The organism is Streptomyces sp. MNU76 (genome assembly GCF_020982545.1).
Taxonomy (GTDB): Bacteria; Actinomycetota; Actinomycetes; order Streptomycetales; family Streptomycetaceae; genus Streptomyces.
Genome location: NZ_JAJKLK010000008.1, coordinates 25,811 through 41,938 on the forward strand (window position 1 = coordinate 25,811; position 16,128 = coordinate 41,938).

Genomic DNA, 16,128 nt, shown 5'->3' on the forward strand with positions numbered 1-16,128 from the left:
ATGATCCCGGCCGCCCTCGCGACGGCCACCGCACTGGGCGGGGCGGGCGCTGCGGCCGGGCCGGTCCTGCCACAGCGGGTGCGCGGCGCAGTGGTGGGGGTGCTGACGGCGGGCGTGGGGGTGGCCGGTGGTGCGTCGGGTGTGGCTGCACTGGGCGGGAGCCGCTGGTCGGACCAGGTACCCGGGCTGCTGCCGCTGGCCGGTGCGCACTTCGCGGTGGACGCCCTGTCCGGGCTGTTCATGGCGGTGGCCGGAGCCGTGGTGGCGGCGGTGGCGGTCTACGGCGTCGGCTATGTGGCCGGGCACGGCGCGCACGGCCTCGGCTCACGCGGCGCGCAGGCACTGCTGCCGCTGTTCGCACTGGTCCTGGTCCTGGTGCCGGCGGCGGCCTCGGTGTCGACGTTCCTGCTGCTGTGGGAGCTGATGGCGCTCACCTCGCTGCTGCTTGTCCTGGCCGAGCACCGGGCCCGGCCCGCCGTGCGGGAGGCGGCCCTCTGGTACGCGGTCATGACCCACCTGGGGCTCGTCCTGCTCCTGGTGGGCTTCATGATGTACGTCGCCCAGGCGGGCGGCGAGACCTTCGCCGCCCTGCGCCTGGGGACCGGCGGCATGTCGCCGACCGTCCGTGGTCTGGTGTTCGTGCTCACCGCCGTGGCATTCACGTCGAAGGCGGGTCTGGTGCCGCTGCACGCCTGGCTGCCGCGGGCGCATCCCGAGGCGCCCAGCGCGGTGTCGGCGTTGATGAGCGCGGCCATGGTCAACCTCGGGGTCTACGGCCTCGTCCGCGTCGGGTTCGATCTGCTGGGCGGGGGACCGGCCTGGTGGTGGCTGCTGGTGATGGCCATGGGCGGCCTCTCGGCGGTGTACGGAATCCTGCAGGCCGCCATGGCCTCCGACCTCAAACGGCTGCTGGCCTACTCCACCTGCGAGAACATGGGGCTGGTCGTGCTCGGCGTCGGCGCGGCCGGCCTGTACGCCCACGCCGGGAACAGGGCGCTGGCCGGGCTGGCGCTGGCGGCGGCGCTGCTGCATGTCGTCAACCACGCCGCGTTCAAGGCCCTGCTGTTCACGGGCGCGGGGTCGGTGCTGCGGGCCACCGGAGAGCGGAACCTGGATCTCCTGGGCGGGCTGCGCGCCAAGATGCCCGTGACGGCCGGGCTGCTGGCGGTCGGCGCGCTGGGCGCGGTGGCGCTGCCACCCGGCAACGGCTTCATCAGTGAGTGGCTGCTGCTGCAGTCGATGATCCACGGGCTGGCCGTGCCCGGGGTGACCACGGCGATCGTGCTGCCGCTGGCGGTGGCGGTGATCGCCTTGTCGGCGGGCCTTGCGGCGTCGGTGTTCGTCAAGGCGCTTGGCGTGGGCTTTTTCGCCCGGCCGCGCGGCGAAGGAGCCGCCGCGGCCAAGGAATCGCCCGTGCTGATGCTGGCCGGGATGGGGCTGCTCGCGGCCCTGTGCGCGGTGCTGGCCCTGGTGCCGGGCCTGCTGGGCGAGGGCCTGCACCGCGCGGTCGCGGCGGTCGGGTTCGCGGGGACGCGGCCGGTGTCCGGTGGCGGGCTGCGGGTGCGGCTGGAGGAGGTGTCCGCCACGCTTTCCCCGCTGTGGGTGGTGGCGGCGCTGGTGGTCGCGCTGGGCGCGGTCATGGCGACGGTGGGGTGGGCGGCGCGGCGCCGGCAGCGGCGCACGCAGGACCGGTTGTGGGACTGCGGGGGCGGGGCGCCGACCCCACGCATGGCTTATACGGCCACCTCGTTCGCCGAGCCGCTGCAGCGGGTCTTCGACGATGTGCTCGCCCCCGAGCAGGACGTGGACGTCACTCCGGTGCGCGAGTCGGCGTACCTGGTGGAGCGGGTGAAGTTCCGCAACCGGGTGCCCGACCGCATCGAGCACCGCCTGTACCGGCCGGTCCTCGGCCTGCTGGCCGCGGCCGGGCAGTGGGCGCGGCGGCTGGCGGGCGGCAGTGTGCACGCCTACCTCGGCTACGGCTTCTTCGGGCTGGTCGCCCTGCTTCTGGTGTTGGTGGTGGGCTGGTGAACACGGTCGGATACACGGCGATCGCCCTGCAGGTGGGCGCGGTGGTGGCCGGTGCGCCCCTGCTGACCGGATTGATGCGGCAGACGAGGGCGCGCCTGGAGGGGCGGGTCGGGGCCGGGGTGCTGCAGCCGTGGCGGGACGTGCGCAAGCTGCTGCGCAAGGAACCGATCACCCCCGTCGGCACCGGACCCGCTTTCCGCTGGGCGCCGCTGCTCCTGGTCGCCACCTCACTGGTGCTGGCCGTCCTGGTGCCGCTGATCTCCACCAACACGCCGGTGCGTGCACGGGCGGATCTGATCGTGGTGGTGGCGCTGCTGGCGCTGGGCACGCTGGCGCTGGCGCTCGGGGGGCTGGACACCGGCACCGCGTTCGGCGGTATGGGCGCCTCCCGGGAGATGACCATCGCCGCGCTGGTGGAGCCGACCATCTTGATGGCGGTGTTCGCGCTGTCGATTCCGGCCGGGTCGACCAACCTGCCGGTCATCGTCGCCGGGGCCGCGGGCCAGCCGGCCCGGCTGGCTTCCCCGGCCGGGCTGCTGGCGATTGCCGCGCTCGCCGTGGCGGTGCTGGCCGAGAGCGGCCGGCTGCCGGTGGACAACCCCGCCACCCACCTGGAGCTGACCATGGTCCACGAGGCCATGGTGCTGGAGTACGCGGGCCCGGACCTGGCGCTGGTCGAGTTCGGTGCCCAGCTGCGGCTGACCGTGCTGCTGGGGCTGTTGGCCTCGTTGTTCGCGCCGTGGGGGATCGCCACCGGCGCCTCCCTCACGGCCGTGCTGCTGGCCCTGCTGCTGGTGGTGCTCAAGGTGATGGTCCTGGGCATGGCGCTGGCGGCGGCGGAGGTGTTCTGGGCCAAGGTGCGGCTCTTCCGCGTACCCGAACTCCTGGCCGGCTCCTTCCTGCTGGCGCTGCTGGCGGTGACCGTTTCGTACTTCCTGGGCGGAGAGGGGGGACAGTGATGAGCGAGGGTCTGTTCACCCAGTTGCTGGATCTGGCCTGCGGGGCGTTTCTGCTGGCCGCGGTGGTGGTGCTGTGGCGGCGCGAACTCGCCGCGATCGTCCGGATCTTCGCCCTCCAAGGGGTCGCGCTCGCGGTCATCGCCCTGGTGCTCGGGCTGCACGAGGACCGATGGGGCCTGATCGCGGTGGCCGTGGGGATCGGCGCCCTGCGGGCGGGCCTGCTGCCGTACCTGATCCGCCGTGCCCTGAGAGCGTTCGTCGCGGAGCAGGACGGCGGGGATGGCGGGCTCGGCAGGCACGGCGGGAGCGAGGAGGCGCGCGAGACCCAGCCGCTGGTCAACGTCGCCGCGTCCTTGCTCACCGCCGCCGCGCTGACCCTGCTCGCCTACGCCGTCGCCAGCCCCCTCGTCGAGCTCGATCCGACCCCGGCCACCCGCGCCCTTCCGGTCGGCCTGGCCGTCGTGCTGATCGGCTTCTTCGTCCTGGTCACCCGGCGCCGCGCGCTGGCCCAGGTGGTCGGGTTCCTGCTGCTGGACAACGGCATCACCGCGACCGCGTTCCAGGCCGCCTCGGGGGTGCCGCTGATCGTCGAACTCGGCGTCTCCTTCGACGTGCTGCTCGCCGTCCTGGTCCTGCAGGTGCTCACCCTGCGGGTGCGGGAGGCGTTCGGCACCACCGACATCGACGACCTGCGGGAGCTGCACGACTGATGACCCCTGCCACGACCGTGCTCCTGCTCACCGCGCCCGCCGCCGTACCGCTGGTGACGTCCGCCGCGTACGCACTGACCGCGTTCGTCAGGCATGACGTGCCTCAGCCACAGCTCGTGGAGAAACCGCGGCTTGCCAAGAAGGCTGTCGCTGTGGGGGTGGCTACGGGCCCGTCGCCCACGGGGAAAGCAGCAGATGCCGGGGAGCCGCTTGTCGAGTCCCCGGCACCGAGACGCCACACCGCCGACTGGGCCGCACTCGCCTCCCCGGCGGTGATTCTCACCTGCGCGGCGCTGCTGGCCGCGGACCGCGTCGGCGGCGGGTCCGTGTCCGCGTACTCCGGGCTGCTGCGTGCCGACGCCCTGACGGCCTGGATGCTGCTGGTCGTCGGCGCCGTCGCCCTCGTCGCCTGCGCCTCGGCGCCCGCCCATCTGGCGGGGGAACGGGCCGCCGGCAGTGCGACGGCATGGACCGTGTGGCGCTACCACATGCTGGTCCAGGCGTTCCTCGGCGCGATGTGCCTGGCCGTGGTGAGCGCGAACCTGGGCGTGCTGTGGGTGGCGATCGAGGCGACCACCGTCGTCACGGCGTTCCTGGTGGGCCACCGCCGCACCCGTACCTCCGTCGAGGCCGCGTGGAAGTACGTGGTGATCTGCTCGGCCGGCATCGCGCTCGCCTTCCTCGGCACCGTGCTCCTCTACTACGCCGCCCGCCAGGCCGGCATCGCCGAGGCGTGGGCCCTGGACTGGCCCACGCTGCTCGCCCGCGCCGACCGCCTCGACCCGGCGGTCACCCGGCTCGGCATCACCCTCGTCGTCCTCGGCTACGGCGCCAAGGCGGGCCTGGTGCCGCTGCACGCCTGGCTGCCCGACGCCCACAGCCAGGCCCCCGCCCCGGTCTCGGCGCTGATGTCCGGGGTGCTGCTGTCGGTCGCCTTCGCCGCGATCCTGCGCTACCGCGTCATCGCCGACGCCGCCCTCGGCCCGGACTTCACCCGCGTCCTGCTCGCCGGCATCGCGCTGCTCACCCTCGCCCTCGCGGCCGGCCTGCTGCTGGCCCAGCGGGACTACAAGCGGATGCTGGCCTACTCCAGCATGGAACACATGAGCCTGGTCGCCCTGGCCACGGCGATCGGCAGCCCGCTGGCCCTGGCCGCCGCCCTGCTGCACATCGCCGGGCACGGGCTGGCCAAGGCCACCGCGTTCTGCGGCTCCGGGCAGATCCTGCAGTTGCGCGGCACCTCACGGATCGGGCGGGTGCGCGGACTGCTCACCCAATCACCCTGGCTGGGCGCGCTGTTCGGGCTCGCGGTGGTGGCACTGCTGGGCTTCCCGCCGTTCAGCCTCTTCGCCTCCGAACTCGGCATCGCCCGCGCCGGATTCGCGGCCGGCGCGGGCCTTGGCTGGGCCACGGCCACCGCCTTGGCTCTGGTCCTGATCACCTTCGCGGCACTGGCCACCCGCACCGCACGCATGCTGCTCGGGCCCGGGGAGCCGACCGGGGAAATCCCCTCCGCTCTGTGGCCGCTCACCCTGGGTCTGGTGGCCTGCGCCGCCCTCGGTACCGCCGCCGGCCCGCTGGGCGACCTGCTCACTCAGGCCGCCGCCGTCCTGGAAAGGCCCTGACCGATGCGCACCGTGCACGACGTCCCCGCCGTCGAACTGCCCAAGCGGGCCGAGGCGCTGCTGCGCGAGGGGAGACGCCTGGCCCTGGTCGCCGCCCACCACGACGCAGACGCCGTCCGGGTCGTGTATCTCTTCGTCTCCGGGCCGCCCGACACCCGCATCGAACTGCACATGCGCCTTGACCCCGCCCGGCCCGAGGTGCCCAGCCTGGCCCATCTCTCTTTCCCCGCCGGCCGGTTCGAGCGCGAGATGCACGACCTGCACGGCATCGTGCCCCTCGACCACCCGCTGCCCCGCCGCCTGGTCCGCCACTTCCACTGGCCGCGCGGCTGGTACCCGATGCACCCCGATGCCGGGGAGGCACCCGCCTTCGGCGAGCAGGAAGGCCCCTACCCCTTCCTGGAGGTCACGGGTGACGGCGTCTACGAGATCCCCGTGGGCCCCGTGCACGCCGGGATCATCGAACCCGGCCACTTCCGCTTCTCCGTCGTCGGCGAGACCATCCTCAAACTCAAGGCACGCCTCTGGTTCGTCCACAAGGGCATCGAGAAGCTCTTCCAGGGCCGTTCGGTGGCCGCCGGGCTGCCGCTGGCAGAGCGCATCAGCGGCGACACCGCCGTCGGCCACGCCCTCGCGTACTGCCTGGCCGTGGAGGAGGCCACCGGCACATCCGTCCCCGAACAGGCCCAGTGCGCCCGCGCCCTGCTGCTCGAACTGGAGCGCCTCCACAACCACGTCGCCGACCTCGGCATGCTCTGCAACGACGTCGGATACGGCATCCTCAACGCTCACGCCCAGCGCGTGCGCGAACAACTCCTGCGCCTCAACCACACGGTGACCGGGCACCGTCTGCTGCGCGGCGGCGTCGTTCTCGGTGGCAGCGCCCTGCACCACCTGCCCAGCCGTCACCAGATGGACGCCGTCGGCGCCGACATCCGCGAGATCGTACGGCTGGCGCTGGGCCACTCCACCGTCCACGACCGCTTCACCGGCACCGCGGTTCTCCCCTCCGAGGCCGCCCGTGACCTCGGCTGTCTCGGCTACATCGCCCGCGCCAGCGGCCTGAACCTGGACGCCCGCATCGCCCACCCCTCGCCCCGCACGGCCGGCCGACCCACGTCCCCGTCCACACCACCGGTGACGTCCTGGCCCGCTTCCTGGTCCGCGCCGAGGAGATCGACGCCTCCCTCGCACTGATCCGGGAACTGTCCGACTGTGTCGCCACCGGCGCGGTCCTCGGGCCCACGGCCGTCCCCGGGCAGGGACCGCGCAGCGGCGTGGGCCTTGTCGAGGGCTGGCGCGGCACCATCGCCACCCGCGCCGAACTCGCCGCCGACGGCACCCTGAAGCGGGTCAAGCCGGTCGACCCGTCCTTCTTCAACTGGCCCGCACTGCCGGTCGCCCTGAACGACACGATCGTCCCGGACTTCCCGCTGACCAACAAAAGCTTCAACCTCTCCTACGCCGGCAATGACCTGTGAACCGGTCGACTCGGCCACGCCCTAGGCAGGCAGTGCGTCCCAGGCCGACGATGACCATCCCGCAGTGAAGCAGCCAGACCGGTCAGCCGGGACTGAAGGATGTGGCGGCTCCATGCGGCCGCGATGTACCCCAGGGGAACCGTTCCTGCCGCTCCTGTCGTGCTCGTCCTCGATTTCATCATGTCTCGACGATCTCGGTCCGAAGGCGCCTCGGACATCCGGGCACCGCCCTGATCCGACCCCGGCCTTCCTCTTACGGGACCTGGACTCACAACCCGCACATGACGAGGGGCGGCGGACCGAGACCCGGTCCGCCGCCCCGCTCACCGGGTCAACTCACCCCGTCAGTGCCCCTTGAAAACAGGCGCCCTCTTCTCCATGAACGCGCTCATCCCCTCCCTCTGGTCCTCCGTCGCGAACAGCGCATGGAACACGCGCCGTTCGAAAAGAAGCCCGTCGCGCAGACCGGTCTCCAGGGCCCGGTCGACCGACTCGCGGGCGGCCGTGACGGCGTGGCTGCCGTAGGAGGCAACTGTCGCGGCGGCTTCCGTGCTCTCGGCGAGGACGCGGTCGTCTGGGACCACCCGCGACACCAGGCCCGAGGCCTCCGCCTCGCGGGCGTTCATCGTGCGGCCTGTGAGGATCAGGTCCATGGCCTTGGCACGGCCGACCAGGCGGGTGAGCCGCTGGGTGCCGCCGATGCCGGGGATCACGCCGAGCTTGATCTCCGGCTGGCCGAAGACCGCCGACTCGCCCGCGATGATCAGGTCACACATCATCGCGAGTTCGCAACCGCCGCCCAGCGCATAGCCGTTGACCGCCGCGATCTTCGGCGTCCGGAATCCGGCGAACTCCTCCCAGCCCGCGAAGTAGTCCTCCGCGGCCATGTCCACGGCAGACTTCCCGGCCATCTCCTTGATGTCGGCACCGGCCGCGAATACCTTCTCCGAACCGGTGACGACGAAGCAGCCGACATCCGGGTCGCGGTCCAACGGACGCAGTGCGTCGAGGAGTTCGGCCAGCAGCTCGCTGCTGAGAGCGTTCAGGACGTGCGGCCGGTGGAGTCGTACCGTGACGACGCGGTCATGACGTTCGATCTTGAGGGTATTCATCGACTCTCCCTCTCTCCTTCTCTCCTGACGGTCTGTTACGAATCCCAGATCGCGCCGTACGCGGGAATGCCGCGCTGCTCGAGACCGTGAACGACCTGCCAGGTCAGCTTCTTGTTGGAGATGCAGATGACAGCTTCGGCACCGAAGTCGCGGTACGCGGTGTACGCGAGCCGCACCATGTCCGGTTTGCCGTGCTGCGAGGTGTCCCAGACCAGAGCGTTCGGCTGGACGGCGAGGATCTCGTCGACCAGGCCGTCGCCGTAGGTCCTGCGGGGATCACGCGTCGCCCACACGAGCCGTGAAGGCACCTCGGCGGCCAGCAGATGCGGCAGGCAGGGACCGATACCGCTGCCGGTGGCGACGTAGATCACCTTGCTGAACAGGGTCTCGATATTGGCGACCCCTGCCGTGGTGATGCCCTTGACCCAGACCTTCGGGGGCGCGTCGTCGATGAACGAGCCCGTCCAGTCGCCCGCACGGGAGATGGTCAGCCGGAAGCCGGGTTCGCCGGGTGAGGGCACGTTGGCGAAGGAGTGCCACTCGGTGAGCGGGCTGCGGCTGATGGCGGTGGAGGACCCCGCGAAGGGGGTCACGCCGTGGTCGAATCGGGCCAACGCGACGTGCGTGGAGGGCCGTTCGATCCGTACGTCCACCTTGCGCAGCCGCAGCCAGGGCAGGGCGACGCTGAAGGTGACCACGGCCAGCACCCCGAGGGCGACCGGCCCCTGCGCGCCCAGCAGCGTGTGCGTCCAGAACAGTGCGAGGGCGCTCCAGCCGCCGAAGCGGTGGATCTTCTCGAAGTGGTCGTGGAAGCGGGAGCGGAAGGGCGGCAGCGCGGTGACGACGATGACGACGAGCAGGACGACGAGGACCCAACTCACCGTGATGAGTGGCAGGGGGGCGCCATCGACGGTCACCACGACCGCCCCCGCGAGGAACCACACGGCTCCGGCCAGTGCCCCGCCCACGTGCAGTCCGCCGAAGTGGTACACCTTCCCGAGCGTCCACCGCGCCTTCAGCGGCCAGCTGTTCGGAGCCCAAGTCGCGAGCCGGAAGAAGAGGTTGATGACGTACTGCTGCCGTACTACCACGGCGAGCGCGAGGTTCACGAGGGACGCGTAGCCGATGGCTTCGGCGTTCGGCGTCCAACTCGCCACCAGCAAGCCGATGTTGGCCAGTATCACCAAGGCCGCCAGGCGGTTGTAGTGCATCAGGCGGGGGTGCTTGAGGAGGCGACGGGGCGCGGACGTGAGCGGAGGGAGTTCGGCGAGAGCCGCGGGAGGGGTGGGAGGCGCTGCGCGCGTGGCGCCTCCCACCTCCACGGTTGAGGCCTCAGCGGACGAGGTCTCAACGGACGACGTCATCAGGCTGCCCCCTCTCGCACCGCCGACACCGGCAGCAGGGGTGCTCCCTCGCCATGAACCGTCACCGCCGGCGCGGAGTGCCGCGCGGCCTCCTCCCGCTCCGCCGCCAGCCGAAGCAGTGCCGCCCGGTCGACCTTGCCCCGGTCCGTCTCCGGCAGAGCGGCCACCGGGAGGACCGTGGCCGGCACGCAGTAGTACGGCAGTACGTCGGCCACCGCGCGCCGGGCCGCGTCCGGGTCGACGTCGGCCGGGCAGACGAAGGAGATCAGGCTGCGGGCGTCCCGCTTGAGCGTGATGGCGCGGGAGCAGCCCGCCACCGACTCCAGCACCGAGGAGACGGAGTCGAGTTCCACGCGGAAGCCGCGGACCTTGACCTGGTCGTCGGTACGGCCCAGATGCTCGAGTTCGCCGTCCGGCGTCCAGCGGCCGAGGTCGCGGGTACGGAACATGCGGTGCCCGCCGCCGAGGAAGGGGTCGGGGGCGTACCGCTCGGCGTTCAGCGCCTCGTTGTTCAAGTAGCCCGCCGATACGCAGTCGCCCCCGGCCCACATCTCGCCGACCTCCCCGATGGGCAGCGCACGCCGGTGCTCATCGAGGACGTACACCGTGTTGTTGGGGGTGGGGCGGCCGATCGTGAGCAGTGTGTCGTCCACGTGGTGGTGGCGCATCGTGTTGACGATCGTCGTCTCCGTGGGCCCGCAGGAGTTGTGGAAGGCGGACCGCCGGGCCCAGGTGTCCGCGAGCGGGCGCGGGCACGGCTCGCCCGCGACCGCCACCGTCCGCACACGGGGGCAGTCCGCCGGGTCGATCCCGGACAGCACCGTCGGCGTCGCGATCAGCACGTCCGCCGTACGGGCCGCCGCCGCGACGTCCTTGCCGCGGACTACGAGCGTGCCGCCGTGGGCCAGACAGCCGAGGATCTCCCAGGCGGCCATGTCGAAGGCGATGTTGAGGAGCTGGGCGACCCGGTCGCCGGGGCGAATGCCCAGGTCACCGGGTTCGGTGAGGAGGATGTTCGCGACGTTGCGGTGGGTGACCTTCACCCCGTTGGGCTTGCCGGTCGTGCCGGAGGTGAACAGGACGTAGCACCCGTCATCGGGGCGCACGGGCCGCTCGAGACGGACCGGCCCTTCCGCGGGGAGGCTGGCGAGATCGTCGTCGTCGAGCGTGATCAGGCGGTGTCCGGCGTCAGCCGGAGGCACCCGCAGCATGTGCTCCGACTGAGTGAGGACGACCCGGGTTCCGGCGGTGCGGATGACGTGCCGCAGTTGGTCGGTGGGCGTGAGGCCGATGTCCTGCGGGACGTACGCGGCGCCGGCCTTCAGCGTGCCGAGCAGTCCGACGAGCATCGGGATGGAGCGGCGTACGAAGAGGCCGACGTGATCGCCGGGCCGTACGCCCTCCCGTACGAGTCTGGCCGCGAGCCGGTCGGCACGACGGTTCAGCTCGCCGTACGTGATCGTCGTGCCCTGGTGCTCGGCGGCGACTGCGTGCGGCGCGGCGGTGGCCCGCCGTTCGACGGCGTGGTGGACGAGGGGGTCGGGGACGCGGACTTCAGGACCTTGGCCGAACTGCCAGAACAGGGCCCTGTCTCGGAGGGACAGATGGCTCAGGGGCATGCTTCACAGACCTCCTGGCTGTGTGGGGAGAAGATGCCTCGGGCGACTGAACGCTGACGTGCGTCGGTATGTCGAGCATCGTGCGGAGGTGCAGGGCCGCAACACCGGAGTGCGGTGGCGGCTCCAATAGCTTCAACGTTCAATGTGGGCTGCGTCACTGGGAAAACAAGTCACATGACTGGACTGACAGCACATCGACAGCTTCCGTACGGGCAGTCGACAGGAACCTCGCGTATCGCGTGTGTAACGCGACGTCTTGATCGAGTGGGATGTTGCCCACTCGATTCCTGATGTTCGTCGTCGCTGGTTGGTGAGCGGATTGCCCGCGTCGCGGGGGAGGTGGGTGGGACGCCGATCTGCCCCGACTGCTTCTCGCCGTCGCCGACCGCAAGAGGGCTCTCGGGCTCGCTGAGTGACGGACCGTAGGCAGGCGCACCGGGAGCTGCCGAAGCCGAACGTGAAGAGCTGCGCCGGCTGCGGAGGCCGGCCGCCGAGCATGCGGAGACGAACCAGGTGCTGCGAAAATCGGCGGTCTTCTTCGCGAAGGAGAACGATCGATGAGCGAGGTGTACGCGTTCATCGAGGCGGAGAAGACTGGTCTGGACGGCGTGCTCGGTTCTCGTTGAGCGAGCCCGTCCAGCCGCCATCCGATGGCGCCTTGTCCCTGACCACAACTCCGTCGTTGTGCCTGCCCGTCTTGTACGGCACTGCGGAACGGTCCGAGGCAGCGACGGCCCGGTCGTTGCACTCCGACCGAGAACGCAAAGAGCGTGATCGCGGCATGTCGGGCGATCATCGCGCTCAGTGCAAGGGCCCGGACTGTGTGGTCGCGAGCCTGGCGGCCGTTGCATCCTCGGAGTTCACGGAGTCGACGCTCACGGAGGAGGAACGTCGTGAGCGTACGGAGCGGACGTGCCTGCCTGATGGAGGACTTCGGGTCGAAGAAGGGAGAGCGGCGATGGGCCCATGGCTTCAGGAGGCATGTGGCGGCCTGTCGGGGAGATGCGGCCGTGGGCTCCCGCACATCCTTGTGCTGGACATGCCGCCGATGTCGGCGCTAACGGGGAATCGGCGGGTGTTCGGGTTGATCCACGGGCGCATTTCGAGCCGGAGGACCAGACTGTGGGTTCCGGTGCTGTCGGTTCTTGAGGCGGACGCGGAGCATTCCGGGATGGCCGAGTGCGTCGGTCTGCTCGACGACCGCCCGCACCGCGGATCGGTCTCGTCATGGAAGCCCTTGGCGGACGGGAAGAGCAGGTTCAGCTCGCCGGCCGCGGGCTTCGACTCGTCCGGAGGAATGGAGCCAGGGAGGATCACGAAACCGTCTTCACGCCACGCCTGTGCCGCTTCTGTGAGATCCATCGGGCCAGGATGATTACGGCGAGACGGCGGGCAATCGGTTCTTCGGTAGGTCGTGCGGCTCCGGACCGGAGGATCTTCGACTTCCGCCCCGCCCCGCCTCGCCTTGCAGAAGCCGGCGCGGCACCCCGAGACCCGAGTGAAGGGGTCGTGGTCCACCTGGTCATGCGCTGGGCACAGGGGTCCGCGACGGGGATGATGAGTGAGCTGGCTGCGTCGATCGCCCAAGGGGAGTGGCAGTTGATGAGAGCGTGTGTTGTCGGGGCCGGCCCCGGGGGAATCGTCACCGCCAAGGTACTGCTGGAGAACGGCTTCGACGTCACGGTCTTCGACAAGTACCGTCAGGTCGGCGGAGTTTGGTCATCAGGAGGCTGCTACGACGGGCTGGCCAACCAGTCCGCGCTCCGCATCTTCGAGTTCGCGGACCTGCCCAACCGTTTGCACTTCGCCGGCGCGGCGAGGACGCCAACGGCACCGGTCTGCTGGAACTGCTCGCGCTCGCCACACTGGCCGCCGTCCTCGCCGGCGTCTCAACAACCTCTCCGCCGTGCCGGTGTTGCTGCCGCTGATCGCCACGTCGGGGCCCGGGGCCGTGCTCGCCGTGCTGCTCGGGGTGAACATCGGCACTGCGGGTCTCGCTGACCGTCATCGGAGGAGGCCGATGTCATGGACGTGGTCGTCTGGATCGTCGAGGGCACCTGGCTCGCGTGCGTGGACGCCGCCCGCGCCCACGCCCCGGACGCCGGCATCGTCCTGCTGCACGTCACGCCGGCCGGCCGACATCTCCGGCGCCGCGCACGGCGCCTTCGCCGGACTGCTGGGGCGCGGGCACCCCGAACGCGACCCGGGCACACGTGTGGAGCGGCTTGCCGCCGCCTCCGCGCGCGAGCTGCTCGGCGCCGCTGCCGACCGACTGGAGCGCCCCCTGTGACGCGTATCGAGCGCACCGGGCGTGTCGAGCGCGAGGTCGTCGCTGCGGCCGAGGGGTGCGATCTGCTCGTCCTGGCCCGCGACGGCGACCGCACCCACCTCGGGCCGCACGGCCGCGGGTCCGTCAGCCGTTTCGTCGTCGACCACGCCCCCTGCCCCGTGCTCCTGGTCCGGCCCGAGTCGTCGCCGGACCTGTCGACCCTGCCGCCTCCGCCCGCCCCGCCGGTGTGAGCACACCGGCGGGACGAGCGGTGACCGAATTCCGCGGTCGGCGGGTGGAGTTGGTGTGGCCCGGAAGGGTCAGCGGTTGAACGTCAGGCTGGGCGCCGCGTTACGGGCCAGCGTGTGGGCCTGGTCGGGCCACCAGGTACCGGCGGGCGGGTCGACGATGCCGTACTCCGGATCGATCGTGCCACCGGTGTTGCGCGTGCAGCTGCCGTCGGACTCACCGGGGATCTTGATCCACAGGTAGGCGTCGACGAGCGGGACGCCGGTGTCGGCCGTGGGGCGCGGGCCGAGGCCGCGGCCGGGAGCGTTGCACCAGGGCTCCGGGTCGCCTGTGTACTTGCCCGGCTCGGGGGTCCAGGCGCCCAGGCCGTTGCGGCTGGTGTCGATCACGAAGTGGTGCAGCCGGTCGGAGGACGGAGAGCCTACGTTCTGGTCGAACCAGAGGTCGGTCCACCGCCAGGTGGCGGGGTCGTCGGCGGAGACGGAGTTGCCGGGAGTGCCGTCGTTGGGGGCGGCGTGGGAGTAGTGCTGGCCGGCGCACCGCTCGGCGTGGCCGCGAGCGTCCTCGGGCCCCTCGGTGGCGTACCACATGCACTTCGCTATCCAAGTGCCGTACCTGGCGTTGTGGTCGGTGGGGTGGGTGTTGGACACGTTCAGGGCGAAGCCGTCGCCGTGCTCGACCCCGGAGTCCAGCAGGCGCTGTGCCATGTCGCCGACCGGGCGCCACTGCACGTTCCCCGCGTCCAGGTACACCGCCGTGCGGGGCTTGGCCTTCAGGGTCTTCACGGCGTAGGCGAGGTCGGCGGTCCGCTCGGCGGTGAGTTCGCCGGACGGGTCCACGTCGGGCCCGCAGTCGTTGGGCAGCAGGGCCGTGCCGTCGGGTTCGACGACGACCACCGCCTTGTTGTTGCCGATGCCGGCGGCGAAGGCGTCGATCCACTTCCGGTAGGCGGCGGACGACGCGGCGCCGCCGCTGGAGTACTGCGTGCAGTCCCGGCCCGGGACGTTGTAGGCGACCAGGACGGGCGTACGGCCCACGGCCCGGGCCCGGTGGACGAGCTTGCTCACCTTGCCGCGCACCTGACCGGGCGTGCCCTCGGTGAACCACTCGGCCTGCGGCCAGCTCGCCATCTTGGCCATGTTCGCGGCGTTCCCGAAGTCGCCGTTCTTGAAGTCCACGACAGCCTGCTTCGCGGCCTTGCTGTGCGGGTCCACGTAGAACTTGGTGGCCGGGGTGACCGCGTCCTGCGTGGGGGTGGCCTGCGGCTGTGCCTGCGCCTGAGTCGCGGTGAGAGCGGCGCAGGCGGCGAGGGCCGCGACACAGGCGGCCGTGCGGCGCCGTAGGGTGGGTGGAGTCATGAGTGCTTCCTGATCGATGAGATGGGTGAGCAAGCGCCCGCCGCCCCGGTCGACTGCCGTTCGCCCGGGTGGGAGGCGGGGCGTGGTGGAACCCCTCGACGGTGTGGCGAGGGTTGCCCGTGGCCCGGTCGCGGGGCGTGGTGGTGCCGGGCCACGGGAGTTCGGGGATCAGAAGCCGTAGATCATCTTGTAGGCGGTCTCGGGGAGGAACTGCCCGGCCGTGGAGCCCGATCCGGTGCCGCAGTTGCCGTCCGACTCGCCCGGGGTCTTTATCCACAGCAGCATCTCGGCGCCTCCGCCCGTCTGGCTGGCGGGGCCGATGCGGCGGCCCGGGGCGTTGCACCACTGGCCGTTGGAGCCGTTGCCGTTGCGGCTGGTGTCCACGACGAACGGCTTGGTGTAGCCGTAGCGCGCGCTGAGCTCGCGGTTGACGGCGTTCCCGTAGGCGGTGTTCTCGGAGGTGGTGAAGTAGTTGGAGACGTTGAGCGAGAAGCCGCGGGCCTGGCGGAGGCCGGCTTCGTGGAGGTGCTGGGCCATGGCCGCCGCGTCGGCCCAGCCCGGGTTGCCCGCGTCCATGTAGACCCAGGTGTTGGGGGCCTGGCGGTTGAACTCCGCGATCGCGCCGGTCAGCATGGCCCGGCGTTCGTTGATCTGCGCCTGGGTCATGCAGCCGTAGTCTCCGAGGGAGTCCGGTTCGAGGATGACGACGGCCGGGCGGCCCGCGATGCCGCCCGCGAACTGGGCGATCCAGCTGGCGTAGGCGGACGGCGAGGAGGCTCCGCCCCCGGAGTGCCCGCCGCAGTGATCGCGGTGGTAGATGTTGTAGGCGACAAGGATGGGGAGTTTGTCGCTCTGGTCCGCAGCCCCGACGTAGGCGCCCGTGGCGGTGCCGATGGTGCCGCTCCAGGAGCCGAACCAGCGGGCCATCGGGGTGTTGGCGATGGAGGCATTGATCGCGGAGGCGCGGCCGTCGCCGGGGTTGGCGGCCACCCACTGCTTCGGGGTGGAGTTGGGGTCCACGTAGAACCCGCTGGTCAGGGTGGTCGGGTCCGCGGCGTGGGCGGACGGGGCGAGGGTGAACGCCAGCGGCAGGGCACAGAGTGCTGCCACCAGTGCGCGGACCTTGCGGCGCATGACAGTACCTCGACTTCCGGGCAGGGACGGGGGCACGAGGGGCGCTTGGGAGCGCTCCCACTGGAAGCGGTCCCAATCGTGTGGTCGGCTGGTTTAACTGTCAATAGCCTGCGCGAAACCAGAAATACACACGGGGATGCAGGGACAAGGAAGTCACCCAATTGGGAGCGCTACCAGTGACCCGTCCGACAGCCGCCCGGCTGTGGAAGACTCACGG

13 protein-coding genes are annotated in these 16,128 nt (G+C 71.1%); 8 read left to right on the forward strand and 5 right to left on the reverse strand.

The window, feature by feature from the left end; genetic code table 11:
- From E4N62_RS48075 to E4N62_RS48080, 6 genes are read left to right on the forward strand one after another with little or no spacing between them, the layout of a single operon-like run.
- The gene (locus E4N62_RS48075) at positions 1-2,031 is read left to right on the forward strand and encodes a proton-conducting transporter membrane subunit (RefSeq protein WP_268269659.1); all 2,031 of its coding nucleotides are present in this window, start codon (positions 1-3) and stop codon (positions 2,029-2,031) included.
- Positions 2,028-2,990 (forward strand): respiratory chain complex I subunit 1 family protein, encoded by a 963-nt coding sequence (locus E4N62_RS20355; protein WP_230217033.1) that lies wholly within the window; start codon positions 2,028-2,030, stop codon positions 2,988-2,990. The genes E4N62_RS48075 and E4N62_RS20355 overlap by 4 nt, the downstream gene beginning before the upstream one ends.
- Entirely contained in the window at positions 2,990-3,700 is a 711-nt protein-coding gene (locus E4N62_RS20360; protein WP_230216404.1) for a hypothetical protein, read from the forward strand. The genes E4N62_RS20355 and E4N62_RS20360 overlap by 1 nt, the downstream gene beginning before the upstream one ends.
- Positions 3,700-5,325 (forward strand): proton-conducting transporter membrane subunit, encoded by a 1,626-nt coding sequence (locus E4N62_RS20365; RefSeq protein WP_230216406.1) that lies wholly within the window; start codon positions 3,700-3,702, stop codon positions 5,323-5,325. The genes E4N62_RS20360 and E4N62_RS20365 overlap by 1 nt, the downstream gene beginning before the upstream one ends.
- A 3-nt stretch (positions 5,326-5,328) precedes the next feature.
- On the forward strand, positions 5,329-6,522 hold the full coding sequence (locus tag E4N62_RS20370; RefSeq protein WP_268269641.1) for an NADH-quinone oxidoreductase subunit C: 1,194 nt from the start codon (positions 5,329-5,331) through the stop codon (positions 6,520-6,522).
- Positions 6,483-6,806: a hypothetical protein gene (locus E4N62_RS48080; protein ID WP_268269661.1), complete on the forward strand. Its 324-nt coding sequence runs from the start codon at positions 6,483-6,485 to the stop codon at positions 6,804-6,806. Before E4N62_RS20370 ends, E4N62_RS48080 begins: the two co-directional genes overlap by 40 nt.
- A gap of 344 nt (positions 6,807-7,150) precedes the next feature.
- On the opposite strand, the gene E4N62_RS20380 is transcribed toward E4N62_RS48080, so the two are convergent.
- From E4N62_RS20380 to E4N62_RS20390, 3 genes are read right to left on the reverse strand one after another with little or no spacing between them, the layout of a single operon-like run.
- Complete coding sequence (locus tag E4N62_RS20380; protein ID WP_230216408.1) at positions 7,151-7,918, reverse strand: enoyl-CoA hydratase-related protein; 768 nt, start codon at positions 7,916-7,918, stop codon at positions 7,151-7,153.
- A 35-nt stretch (positions 7,919-7,953) separates the two neighbouring features.
- The gene (locus tag E4N62_RS20385) at positions 7,954-9,282 is read right to left on the reverse strand and encodes a hypothetical protein (protein WP_230216410.1); all 1,329 of its coding nucleotides are present in this window, start codon (positions 9,280-9,282) and stop codon (positions 7,954-7,956) included.
- Positions 9,282-10,901 carry an amino acid adenylation domain-containing protein gene (locus E4N62_RS20390; protein WP_230216412.1) on the reverse strand — a complete coding sequence of 540 codons (1,620 nt, stop codon included), beginning with the start codon at positions 10,899-10,901 and terminating at the stop codon, positions 9,282-9,284. The genes E4N62_RS20385 and E4N62_RS20390 overlap by 1 nt, the downstream gene beginning before the upstream one ends.
- 1,602 nt (positions 10,902-12,503) lie before the next feature.
- Here E4N62_RS20390 and E4N62_RS49520 point away from each other — a divergent pair.
- Together E4N62_RS49520 and E4N62_RS20400 are read left to right on the forward strand one after the other, a co-directional pair.
- Complete coding sequence (locus tag E4N62_RS49520; RefSeq protein WP_374117032.1) at positions 12,504-12,902, forward strand: NAD(P)-binding protein; 399 nt, start codon at positions 12,504-12,506, stop codon at positions 12,900-12,902.
- A gap of 24 nt (positions 12,903-12,926) precedes the next feature.
- The gene (locus E4N62_RS20400) at positions 12,927-13,421 is read left to right on the forward strand and encodes a universal stress protein (RefSeq protein WP_230216415.1); all 495 of its coding nucleotides are present in this window, start codon (positions 12,927-12,929) and stop codon (positions 13,419-13,421) included.
- A gap of 69 nt (positions 13,422-13,490) precedes the next feature.
- Here the strand turns inward: E4N62_RS20400 and E4N62_RS20405 are convergent, their stop codons facing one another.
- Entirely contained in the window at positions 13,491-14,777 is a 1,287-nt protein-coding gene (locus tag E4N62_RS20405) for a glycoside hydrolase family 6 protein (RefSeq protein ID WP_230216417.1), read from the reverse strand.
- A 168-nt stretch (positions 14,778-14,945) separates the two neighbouring features.
- Entirely contained in the window at positions 14,946-15,911 is a 966-nt protein-coding gene (locus E4N62_RS20410) for a glycoside hydrolase family 6 protein (protein ID WP_230216419.1), read from the reverse strand.
- Between the last annotated feature and the right edge of the window lie 217 nt (positions 15,912-16,128).

What these genes read in the sequence shown, in the direction of transcription:
- E4N62_RS20360 (WP_230216404.1), top strand. Translation starts at nt 2,990, where the DNA reads ATGAGCGAGGGTCTGTTCACCCAGTTGCTGGATCTGGCCTGCGGGGCG.
- E4N62_RS20385 (WP_230216410.1), bottom strand. Translation starts at nt 9,282, where the DNA reads ATGACGTCGTCCGTTGAGACCTCGTCCGCTGAGGCCTCAACCGTGGAG.
- E4N62_RS20370 (WP_268269641.1), top strand. Translation starts at nt 5,329, where the DNA reads ATGCGCACCGTGCACGACGTCCCCGCCGTCGAACTGCCCAAGCGGGCC.
- E4N62_RS20365 (WP_230216406.1), top strand. Translation starts at nt 3,700, where the DNA reads ATGACCCCTGCCACGACCGTGCTCCTGCTCACCGCGCCCGCCGCCGTA.
- E4N62_RS20410 (WP_230216419.1), bottom strand. Translation starts at nt 15,911, where the DNA reads ATGCGCCGCAAGGTCCGCGCACTGGTGGCAGCACTCTGTGCCCTGCCG.
- E4N62_RS48075 (WP_268269659.1), top strand. Translation starts at nt 1, where the DNA reads ATGATCCCGGCCGCCCTCGCGACGGCCACCGCACTGGGCGGGGCGGGC.
- E4N62_RS20390 (WP_230216412.1), bottom strand. Translation starts at nt 10,901, where the DNA reads ATGCCCCTGAGCCATCTGTCCCTCCGAGACAGGGCCCTGTTCTGGCAG.
- E4N62_RS20405 (WP_230216417.1), bottom strand. Translation starts at nt 14,777, where the DNA reads ATGACTCCACCCACCCTACGGCGCCGCACGGCCGCCTGTGTCGCGGCC.
- E4N62_RS20400 (WP_230216415.1), top strand. Translation starts at nt 12,927, where the DNA reads ATGGACGTGGTCGTCTGGATCGTCGAGGGCACCTGGCTCGCGTGCGTG.
- E4N62_RS20380 (WP_230216408.1), bottom strand. Translation starts at nt 7,918, where the DNA reads ATGAATACCCTCAAGATCGAACGTCATGACCGCGTCGTCACGGTACGA.
- E4N62_RS49520 (WP_374117032.1), top strand. Translation starts at nt 12,504, where the DNA reads ATGAGAGCGTGTGTTGTCGGGGCCGGCCCCGGGGGAATCGTCACCGCC.